We start from the raw sequence: 10,372 nt of genomic DNA, 5'->3' as shown, positions 1-10,372 counted from the left end.
CCGCGCGAAGCCGCGGCCGCGCGGGGCTACCCGAGCGGCACCGCCGACAGTTCCCCGCGGGCGCGCGCCGCCGCGCCCACGGGGACGGCGTCGGAGGCGAGCGCCGCGCGCACGAGGCGCACCGGGTGCCCGCTCACGGGCGGTTCGGCCGCGAGGGCGGACTGGATGACCGGTTCCAGGAGCGGCCAGGCCCCGCTGACGCCGCCGCCCACGACGACGGTCGTGAGGTCGACGACGCCCGCCGTGATCACGACGGCGCGCGCGATGCCCCGCCCCGCGGCCTGGTAGACGGCGCGCGCGTCCTCGTCCCCGTACGTGGCGGCCTCGTACACCTCGCGGGCGGTGAGGCGGCGGCCGGTGCGGTCGGTGTACCGGGCGCCGATGGACCGGCCCGAGGCAAGCGTCTCCAGGTGGCCGCGCCCGCCGCACGTGCAGGGCAGGTCGCCGAAACCGGGGATGTGCCCGATCTCGCCCGCCGCGCCGTGCGGTCCGGGGAAGAGGGCGCCGCCGGTCCACAGGGCGCCGCCGACGCCGGTGCCGAGGGTCATCCCGAGCACGTCGCTCTCGCCGCGCACGGCCCCGGCCGAAGCCTCCCCGGTGAGGAAGGCGTTGACGTCGTTGTCGAGGAAGGCCGGGACGCCGAGAGCCGTCTCGACCGCCTCCGTGACGGCGAAACCGGCCCAGCCGCGGAAGGAATCGCTCGCCACGAGGATGCGTCCGCTCTCGGGGTCGACGACGCCGGCCGCGCCGACCCCGGCGCCGACGAGCCGGCCCGGGGTGCGGGCCAGGAGCGGGGCGAGGGCGCCGAACGCGGCGCCCATCATGGCGTGGCCGCCTTCGCGCGCGGGCGTCGCGGCCTCGGCCCTGGCGAGGACGGTCAGGTCGTCGGCGCACACGACCACCTGGGTCGTGGTGCCGCCGATGTCGATGCCCGCGAACAACGGCCGCGCGGGATCGGGGGCCGTGCGGGCCCCGGTGGGGGGAACGGGGTGGGTCACGCCTGTGCCTCCGAGCGGCCCGCGGCGAGCGTGGCCAGGCGGTCGGCCCGGCGGGCGCGCTGCACCGCGGGGTCGGGCACGGGCACGGCTGCCAGCAGACGGCGGGTGTAGTCGGTCTCCGGGTGCAGCAGGGTCGTGCCCGTACTGCCCTGCTCCTCGACGCGTCCGGCGCGCATCACGACGACGCGCTGCGCGAAGTGCTGCACGACGGCGAGGTCGTGGGAGACGAAGAGGCAGGCGAAGCCCAGCTCCTCCTGGAGTTCCGTGATGACTTCGAGTACCGCTTCCTGCACGCTCACGTCGAGCGCGCTGGTCGGTTCGTCGGCGACGAGGAGGCGCGGCTCCAGGACGAGGGCGCGGGCCAGGCTGACGCGCTGGCGCTGGCCGCCGGAGAGTTCGCGCGGGGCGCGCCGGGCGACCTCGCGCGGCAGCCGGACCCGTTCGAGTACGGCGGCGACCTTGGCCTGGCGGTCCTTGGCGGACAGCTGGCGGCTGTGCACCCTGAGCGGTTCGGCGACGCACTCGCCGACGGTCATGCGGGCGTCGAGCGAGGCCACCGGGTCCTGGAGGACGACGCCGATGCCGGAGCGCAGGGCGCGGCGGGCGCGGCCCCTGGTGCGGGCGAGGTCGGAGCCGAAGAGGGTGACGGTGCCCGAGGTGGGCGGGATGAGGCCCAGCGCGACGCGCGCGGCGGTGGACTTCCCCGACCCCGATTCGCCGACGAGGCCGAGGGTCTCACCGGGGCCGACGTGGAGCGAGACGCCGTCGAGGGCGCGTACGGCGGCCTTGCCGCGGCCGAAGACGACGCTGATGTCCGTGAGTTCGGCGACGGGGGCGGGTGCCCCGGGGGTGTGCGCGGAGTCGGCGGGCTCGTCCCGTACGGCCTCCGGCTTCCGCCCGGCCGCCGCGGTCTCCGCCTCTGCGACGGCCTCGGCCCTCGCTTCGGCGACGGAGAGGCGGGGCACCGCGGCGAGGAGCCGCCGGGTGTAGTCGTGGCCGGGGCGCAGCAGGACGTCCTCGACCGGGCCCGTCTCGACGATCTCGCCCTGGTACATGACGGCGACGCGGTCGGCGAAGTCGGCGACGACGCCCATGTTGTGGGTCACGAGCAGGACGCCGGTGCCGGTGTCGACGGCGAGGCGGCGCAGCAGGTCGAGGATCTCGGCCTGCACGGTGACGTCGAGCGCGGTCGTCGGCTCGTCGGCGATGAGCAGGCCCGGTTCGTTGGCGATGGCCATGGCGATGACGACGCGCTGGCGCTGCCCCCCGGAGAGCTGGAAGGGGTAGGCGCGGGCGCGGTTCTCCGGGTCGGGGATGCCGACGCGGCGCAGGAGTTCGACGGCCTCGGCGGCCGCCTCCTTCGCGGGGACGTCGCGGTGGTTGCGGATCACCTCGCTGATCTGGCGGCCGATCCGGGTGAGCGGGTCGAGCGCGGTGGCGGGTTCCTGGAACACCATGGACACGCTCTTGCCGCGCAGCGCGGCGAGCGCGGAGTCCGGGGTGCCGACGACCTGGGTGCCCGCGACGACGGCGCTGCCCGTGGCGCGGGCGTTGGTGTCGAGCAGGCCCATCGCGGCGAGCGCGATGGTCGACTTGCCCGAGCCGGACTCGCCGACGAGGGCAAGGGTCTCGCCGGGGGCGACCTCAAGGGACACGCCCTTGACGGCGGGCACCTCGCCGGTCTCGGTGGTGAAGACGACGCCGAGGTCGTCGAGTGCGAGTACGGGTCCCGCCGCCGGGCGTCCGGGAGCCTTGGTGGTGGCGCTCATCCGCGTCCCCTCACATCGAAAGCGTCGCGGAGCCCGTCCCCGATCGCGTTGAACGCCCACACCACCACGATGATGGCCAGGCCGGGCGGCAGGATCAGCCACCAGTAGCCGGAGTAAGCGGCGGTGAGCCCGGCCGAGAGCATCCCGCCCCAGTCGGTCTGCGGCGGCTGGACGCCGAGTCCCAGGTAGGAGACGTAGGCGACCAGGAGGATCGCGTCGGCGATCTGGAAGGTCGCGGCGACGATGACGGTCGAGACCGAGTTGGGCAGGATGTGCCGCAGGATCGCGCGGCCGTGCGTGCCGCCGATGGCGCGCAGGGTCAGGACGTAGTCCCTGTTCTTCAGGGTCAGCGTCTCGGCCCGGACGAGGCGGGAGGGCACGAGCCAGGAGACGAGCCCGAGGATGAGGACGAGGCCGCTGAGTCCGGGCGTGGTGATGGCGGAGACCACGAGGAGGATGAACAGCGCGGGGATGGCGATCCCGGCGTCCACGACGCGCATCATGAACGCGTCGATCCAGCCGCCCGCGTACCCGGCCGTCGCGCCCCACAGGGTGCCGATGACGGTGGCGAGGACACCGGCGGCGAGGCCGACGATGAGGGAGACCTTGCCGCCGTACATGAGCCGGCCGAGTTCGTCGTGGCCGACGGCGTCGGTGCCGAGCCAGTGGGCGCCGCTCGGGGCCTGGTTGACCTGGTCGAGCATCGTGTGGGTCTGGTCGGTGGAGTACACGAGCGGGCCGATGAAGCAGAACAGGAAGAAGAGGACGACGAAGGCGAGGCCGACGACGGCCAGGCGGTTGCGCAGGAAGCGGCGCACGGCGAGTCGGGCGCCGGACGCCTCGCTCGGCGCGGTGGCGGTGCCGGGGACCTTGCCCGGCTGGATGACGGCGCTCATGCCCGTCCTGCCTTCACTCGGGGGTCGATGACCCGCTGGACGATGTCGGCGAGCAGGGTGCCGACGACGGTCGCGACCGCGATCACGAGGACGCAGCCGAGCAGGACCGGGTAGTCGGACGCCTGGGCAGCGGTCCAGAACAGCAGGCCCATGCCGGGGTAGTTGAAGAGCTGTTCGACGACGAGGGCACCGCCGAAGAGGACGGGCACGTAGTAGCCAAGCATCGCGACGACGGGCGTCAGCGAGTTGCGGAAGACGTGGCGCCACAGGATCGCGCGGGAGCGGGAGCCGCCCGCCCTGGCGGTGCGCACGTAGTCCTCGGAAAGGTTCTCCAGGGTCGCCGCGCGCATGTAGCGGCTGAAGACGGCGATCATCGACGCGGCGCCCGCGACGACGGGCAGGACGAGGGCCTGCGGGTCGGAGAAGACCTGGCTCAGCGTCTCGCCCTGCGGGGCCTGCGAGGGGAACCAGCCGAGGCCCTGGCTGAAGACCAGCACCAGGATCAGCCCGAGGAAGTAGACGGGCGTCGAGTAGGCGATGAAGCTCACCGTGGTGATGACGTAGTCGACGGGCTTGTTGCGGCGCACCGCCTGCCACATGCCGAGCGGGACGGCGAGGACGAGGCCGAGGAGCGCGGAGAGCACGGTGAGGACGAGGGTCTTCGGCAGGCGCTCGGTGATGAGCTGCGAGACCGGCTCGTTGAGGGTGTAGGAGGTGCCGAGGTCCCCGTGGAGGAGCTGGCCGAGGTAGTAGAAGTACTGGACGGGCAGCGGCTTGTCGAGGCCCTGCTCGTGGTTGAAGTGCGCGATCTGCTGCGCGGTGGCCTGCGGCCCGAGGATGCCGCGCGCGGGTCCGCCGGGCAGGGCGTGCAGCAGGCCGAACACGACGATCGTCACGATGACGATCACCGCGAGGGCCTGGAGGACGCGTCTGATCAGGTACGAGGAAGTGCTCATGTGTTCTTCCGGTCGCCTTCGTCTCTGGGGGGCGCGCTGGCGTCACCGGGGGCAGGGGCGGCGTCGCCGCCGCGTGGGAGCCGACGGGGAGGGGTGTGCGGGCGCGAGGGTGCGTACGGGCCCGGGGCGGCCTGGCGCCCGGGCGGGCCCGCACGCACCGACCGGTCCTACTTGGTCCACTTCCACATGGCCGGGTGGAAGTTGGCGAGGGAGTCCTGCGCGAAGCCGCCCAGGCCCGACTTGACCACGGAGATCTGGTAGTCGGGCTCGGGGAGCCAGACCACCGGGAGGTCCTTGGCGAGCGCGGCGCTGTACTTCTGCACGGCCTCGTCGGAGGAGGAGGTGGTGGTGGCGGAGACGAGCTTGTCGACCTCGGGGTTGGAGTAGCTGCCGAAGTTGGAGCCGCCGCCGGTGGCGAAGAGGGAGTCGCCGCTCGGGTAGGCGGGGAAGTACCAGCTGCCCGCGGTGCCGAAGAAGGAGAGCTGCCACTTGCAGCCGGAGTCACCGGCCTTGCACTGACCGGCCTGCGACAGGACGGAGTTGACGGGCGCGGTCTTGATGCCGAACTTGATGCCGGTCTTCGCGAAGGAGGACTGGAGCGCGCTCATCATGTTGTCGGTGACGGTGGAGCCGGACTGCGACAGGACCTGCATCTCGAACTTGGTGCCCTTGTCGACGCCCTTGCCGCACTGGTCGTCGCCCGTGCCGGGGTCGGTGCAGACGAGGCTGCCGCCCTGCTTCGTCCAGCCGTGGTCGGTGAGGAGCTTCCTGGCCTTGGCGGTGTCGAAGGGGTACGGGTTGTTCTTCTGCTCCGGCGACACGAAGGAGGAGGTCTGGCCCTGCGGGATCGGGCCGTACGTCTCGACGGCGGTGCCGTTGTAGACGACCTTGGAGAGGCTCGCCTGGTCGACCGACATCTGGATCGCCTGGCGGGCGTACAGCTGCTTGAACACCGCGCCCATGGCAGGGTTGTTGAAGTTGTACGGCATGTACGTGATCGCCCAGCCGGTCCACGGCTTCAGCGTGTAGCCCTTGGCCTTGAAGGACGCCTCCTGGCCGAGGTCGGTGGCGTTGATGTAGCCGTAGTCGACGGTGCCGGAGCGGAGCGCGTTCACCTCGGCGTCGGTCGTGGTGAAGGGCAGCAGGTTGACGTTCTTGATGTTCGCCTTGCCGCCGCCGTCGTACTTGGCGTTGGCGGTGAGCTGGACCTTGCCCGCGGTCGTGAACGTCTTGATGGTGTACGGGCCGCTGACGGTCTTCCACAGCGGGTCGCTCGCGTACCCCGAGATCTTCTTGGCCGCGCCGTTGAGGTACGACCACACCTTCTTCGCCCCGGCGGTGCCGCGGTCCTGGTCGGAGACGGTGCCGGCGTCGCTGGTCTTGTCCCACACGTGCTGCGGCATGGGGCGGATCATGCTCAACTCATTGGCGAGCATCCACTGCGGGTTGTACGCCTTGTCGAAGGTGAGGGTGAAGTGCGTGGCGTCGACGGTCTTGAAGGAGGTCCAGTTGTCCGGAGCCTTGCCCGGGCTGTAGCTCGCCCAGTCCTCCTTGTCGGCCTTGACGAGGTTGTACCAGAACTCCACGTCCCGCGAGGTGACGGGCTTTCCGTCGCTCCAGTGCCGGTCGCCGAGGGTGATCGTCACGCTCTTGTTGTCGGCGGCGAACTTCGCGTCGGTGGCGAGCGAGTTGTCCTTGTTCCAGCCGACCTTGCCCGCGGAGCCGTCGTACGCCACGAGCGGTTCCCACAGGGACTGCGATATGGACGAGTTGTTCGTGTTGAGGTGCGAGGCGGTGCCGACCGGGAGGATCCAGTTCGGCGTGAAGTTCGCGGGCAGCGCGTAGTTGATGGTGTCCGAGGACGACGAGCCGGACGAAGAGGTTCCGCCGCCGGAACACCCGGTGAGCAGTGCGCCGGTGGTGACGGCGGCACCCGCGACCAGGGCCCAGCGGCGGCCGGCCGCCATGCGAGCAAGGGACATGACTCTCCTCAGGTGAAAGGACCCGCATTCGTCCCGGCAGTCCGGGCCGGCGCCGCGGGGTCGGCGCTGTACGGCGACAGTCAACGACGGACTCGCCGAACAAACAAACAAGAATTAGTAAAAAGTAAGTTTCTGCGATTTCGAAGAAAGTCCCGAGGGGCCGCCCTCCCCCGCCTTCATGGTGCTTATGTCCTGATTCGATCCCGCTTTGCCTCACTCAACAGCTCGTCAACTTTCTCCACGGAGTTGTCGTCCGCGCTTGGCGCGGGCGTACTGTCTCCGTCACACCCACCATTGCGGAAGTTACTTCGTACATGACTGAAATAAGTGCACGGGACCGCAAGGCCGCCAAGGGCGTGTCCGCGAAGGGCGCGGCGGCCAAGGGCGCGCCCACCCTCGCGGCGCGGGTCCTCGAACTCGTCGCCTCGGGCCAGGCGTCGTCCCGCGCCGAACTCGCCGCGCTCCTCGGCGCGGCTCCCTCCACCATCTCCCTCACCGTGGCCCAGCTCGTCGAACGCGGACTCGTCGCCGAGGAGGGCACCCAGTCCTCCACCGGCGGCCGGCCCCGCAAGGTCCTGCGCGTGGGCGGCAACGACGAGTACGCGATCGCGGCCGATGTCGGCGGCCGGCACGCCCGGATCGGTGTCGTGCTCCCCGGCGGCGGCCTGCGCGAGGTCACCGGGGTGCCGTTCGAGATCGACGACGGGCCCGAGGCCGCGCTGCCGAGGCTCGCCGAACACCTGGAGGCGCTCGCCACCGCACGCGGTCGCGCGCGGCTGCGCGGGGTCGGGCTCTCCCTGCCCGGCCCGGTCGACGCGGCGGCGGGGGCCGTCGTCCTGCCCTCGCGGATGCCGGGCTGGAACCGCTTCCCGGTGGCCGACTGGCTGGAGGAGCGCTTCGGCGTCACCGCCGTCGTCGACAACGACGCCAACTGCATGGCGGTCGGCGAACAAAGTGTCCGGCCCGCCGGGCACCGGCAGTCGATCATGGTGAAGATCGGCTCCGCGATCGGCGCCGGTGTCATCGCGGACGGACGCCTCTACCGGGGCGCGACGGGCGCGGCCGGGGACATCACGCACATCCGTGTCGACGCGGGCGGCGCCGACGTCCCCTGCTCCTGCGGCAACACGGGCTGCCTGGAGACGGTCGCCTCGGGCGCGGCCCTCGTGCGCATCCTGCGGGAGCGCGGTCTCGACGTCACGAGCACCGAGGACGTCGTACGGCTCGCGGGCGACGCCGACCCGGAGGCGACCCGCGCGGTCCGCCGGGCGGGCGACCACCTCGGCCAGGTCCTCGCCGCCAACGTCAACTTCTTCAACCCGGACGCCGTCTACCTCGGCGGCATCCTGTCCACCCTCGAACCCTTCGTCGCCGCCGTGCGCGGTCAGCTCTACGAGAGCTGCCACCCGCTCGTCACCGAACACCTCACCATCGAGCGGGCCTCGCTCGGCGCCGACGCGGGGCTCGTCGGCGCCGGGCTCTTCGCCCTCCAGCGCGCCCTGGCCCGCGCGCTCGGCGAGGCGGGCGGCGGCGTCGTCCCCGTACCCGCTCCGGCCAGGGGCTGACGCCCGCGCACGATCCCGACCAGGAGCGTCGCCCACCGGCCGGAGCACTCGGCCGGCCGGAGGGCGCCCGCCCCGCCCACCCGTCCTCACCCTCCGTACGAGGAGCCACCCCATGTCCCAGAACAGCACCGCCCGTACCGCCCCGCGCCGCCCGGTCATCGCCGTCGCCGGGCTCGGCATCGAGTCCTCCACCTTCTCGCCCGCCCGGACCGAGGCCCCCGCCTTCCACCCCGCGCGCGGCGCCGCGATATTCGACCGGTACCCCTTCCTCGCCCCCGGCGCGCCCCTGCGCGAGGCCGCCGAGTGGCACGGGGCCCTGGTCGGCAAGTCGCTGCCCGGCGGCACCGTCACGGCCGCCGCGTGGCAGGCGCTCACCGACGAACTCATCGAGCGCCTCGCCGCGCTGCCCGCGCTCGACGGCCTCTGGTACGACATCCACGGCGCGATGACCGTCGAGGGTGTCGACGACGCCGAGGCGGTCCTCCTGGAGCGCATCCGCGCGACCGTGGGCCCCGACGTCGTCGTCTCGACCTCGATGGACCTGCACGGCAACGTCTCCCGCGCGCTCGTCCACCGCAGCGACCTGATCACGTGCTACCGGATGGCCCCGCACGAGGACCACATGGAGACCAAGGAGCGCGCGGTGCGCAACCTGGTCGGCCTGCTGGCCTCCGGCGCGCCGCGTCCCGTCAAGGCGTGGGTCCCCGTCCCCGTGCTCCTCGCGGGCGAGCAGACCTCGACCCGTATCGAGCCCGCGAAGAGCGTGTACGCGGCGGTCGAGGAGGTCGAGGCCGTCGAGGGCGTGACCGACGCGGCGATCTGGGTCGGCTACGCCTGGGCCGACGAGCCCCGCAACCGCGCCGTCGTGGTCGTCACGGGCGAGGACACCGACGCGGTCGCGCGCGGCGCCGAGCGGCTGGCCCGGGGGTTCTGGGAGGCACGCGCCGACTTCGACTTCGTCGCGCCGACCGGTACGTACGACGCGCTCCTCGACGAGGCGCTCGCCTCCGACCGCAAGCCGTACTTCATCAGCGACACCGGGGACAACCCCACCGCGGGCGGCGCGGGCGACGTCACCTGGGGCCTCACCCGGCTCCTGGAGCGGCCCGAGTTCCAGAAGGAGGACGGGCCGACGGTGATCTACGCCTCCGTCCCCGGTCCCGCCGCGATCGAGACCGCCGTCGCCGCCGGGGTCGGCGCGACCGTCACCGTCACGGCGGGCGCCGCCGTCGACGACCGGCACGCGGGCCCCGTCACGCTCACCGGCGTCGTCCACGCCATCCGGCACGGCGACCGCGACGCCGAGACCGAGGTCGTCGTCCGCGTGGGCAGCGTGTACGCGATCCTCACGAAGCTCCGCAAGCCGTACCACCACGAGCACGACTTCACGGACCTGTCGCTGGACCCCCGCTCCGCCGACATCGTGATCGTCAAGATCGGGTACCTGGAGCCGGAACTGTTCGACATGTCGAACGGCTGGAAGATGGCGCTCACGCCCGGCGGCGTCGACCAGGACCTCGTCCGGCTCGGCCACCACCGCATCAGCCGCCCGATGTTCCCCTTCGACCGCGACATGGCCGACCCGGACCTGACGGCCCGCATCATCCCCGCCTCCGACCAGCCCCTCACCGGGAACGAGGAGTGACCGGCGCCGGAGGGCCCCGGCCCGCGCTGGAGATCGCCGTCACCTCGGCGGCGGGCGCCCGTACCGCCCGCGAGCACGGAGCGGACCGCGTCGAACTCTGCACCGGCCTCGAACTCGGCGGCCTGACCCCCTCGGCCGCGCTGGTCGAGTCGGTCGCCGCGGTGGGGTTGCCGGTGCAGGTCCTGGTGCGCTGCCGTCCCGGGGACTTCGTCCACGACGCGGAGGAGCTGGCCCTCATGGCCGCCGAGGTGCGGTCCGTGATCGCCTCGGGGGCGCGGGGCGTGGTGATCGGCGCGCTCACGGTGGAGGGCGGGCTCGACGTGGACGCCGTCGCCCGGCTGCGCGACGCGGCCCACGAGGCCGGTCCCTCGGTCGAGGTGACGTTGCACCGCGCGATCGACGTGTCGGCGGACCCGGTCGCCGCGGCCGCTCTGCTCCCCGCGCTCGGCCTCACCCGGGTCCTCACCTCGGGCGGCGCCCCGGCCGCGGGGCAGGGTCTCGACCGGCTCGCTGCGATGGCCGCGGCGGCGCCGGGCGTGCAGGTGATGGCGGGCGGCGGGG

At 72.6% G+C, this 10,372-nt stretch carries 8 protein-coding genes; 3 read left to right on the top strand and 5 right to left on the bottom strand.

Annotated elements, in window-relative coordinates; all coding sequences use genetic code 11:
• Positions 1-26 precede the first annotated feature (26 nt).
• The 5 genes from G3I42_RS34845 to G3I42_RS34825 form a co-directional block, all read right to left on the bottom strand.
• Complete coding sequence (locus tag G3I42_RS34845; protein WP_164291656.1) at positions 27-941, bottom strand: ROK family protein; 915 nt, start codon at positions 939-941, stop codon at positions 27-29.
• Between the two features lie 53 nt (positions 942-994).
• Positions 995-2,767, bottom strand: coding sequence for an ABC transporter ATP-binding protein (locus G3I42_RS34840; RefSeq protein WP_164291653.1), 1,773 nt, complete (start codon positions 2,765-2,767; stop codon positions 995-997).
• Positions 2,764-3,663: an ABC transporter permease gene (locus G3I42_RS34835; RefSeq protein WP_164291652.1), complete on the bottom strand. Its 900-nt coding sequence runs from the start codon at positions 3,661-3,663 to the stop codon at positions 2,764-2,766. Before G3I42_RS34835 ends, G3I42_RS34840 begins: the two co-directional genes overlap by 4 nt.
• Positions 3,660-4,619, bottom strand: coding sequence for an ABC transporter permease (locus tag G3I42_RS34830; RefSeq protein ID WP_164291651.1), 960 nt, complete (start codon positions 4,617-4,619; stop codon positions 3,660-3,662). The genes G3I42_RS34835 and G3I42_RS34830 overlap by 4 nt, the downstream gene beginning before the upstream one ends.
• A gap of 167 nt (positions 4,620-4,786) precedes the next feature.
• Positions 4,787-6,586, bottom strand: a complete 1,800-nt coding sequence (locus G3I42_RS34825) for a peptide ABC transporter substrate-binding protein (RefSeq protein ID WP_164291655.1) — start codon at positions 6,584-6,586, stop codon at positions 4,787-4,789.
• 329 nt (positions 6,587-6,915) lie between these two features.
• On the opposite strand from G3I42_RS34825, the gene G3I42_RS34820 reads away from it, so the two are divergent.
• From G3I42_RS34820 to G3I42_RS34810, 3 genes are all read left to right on the top strand, one after another.
• The gene (locus tag G3I42_RS34820) at positions 6,916-8,166 is read left to right on the top strand and encodes an ROK family protein (RefSeq protein ID WP_203607732.1); all 1,251 of its coding nucleotides are present in this window, start codon (positions 6,916-6,918) and stop codon (positions 8,164-8,166) included.
• A gap of 112 nt (positions 8,167-8,278) precedes the next feature.
• Complete coding sequence (locus G3I42_RS34815) at positions 8,279-9,811, top strand: M81 family metallopeptidase (RefSeq protein ID WP_164291650.1); 1,533 nt, start codon at positions 8,279-8,281, stop codon at positions 9,809-9,811.
• Positions 9,808-10,372, top strand: a 565-nt coding sequence (locus tag G3I42_RS34810) for a copper homeostasis protein CutC (RefSeq protein ID WP_164291649.1), incomplete at its 3' end; no start/stop codon positions are given. The genes G3I42_RS34815 and G3I42_RS34810, both read left to right, overlap by 4 nt.

It is taken from the genome of Streptomyces sp. SID11385 (assembly GCF_010548245.1).
Taxonomy (GTDB): Bacteria; Actinomycetota; Actinomycetes; order Streptomycetales; family Streptomycetaceae; genus Streptomyces.
This window is presented reverse-complemented; position numbering and strand designations above follow the sequence as displayed.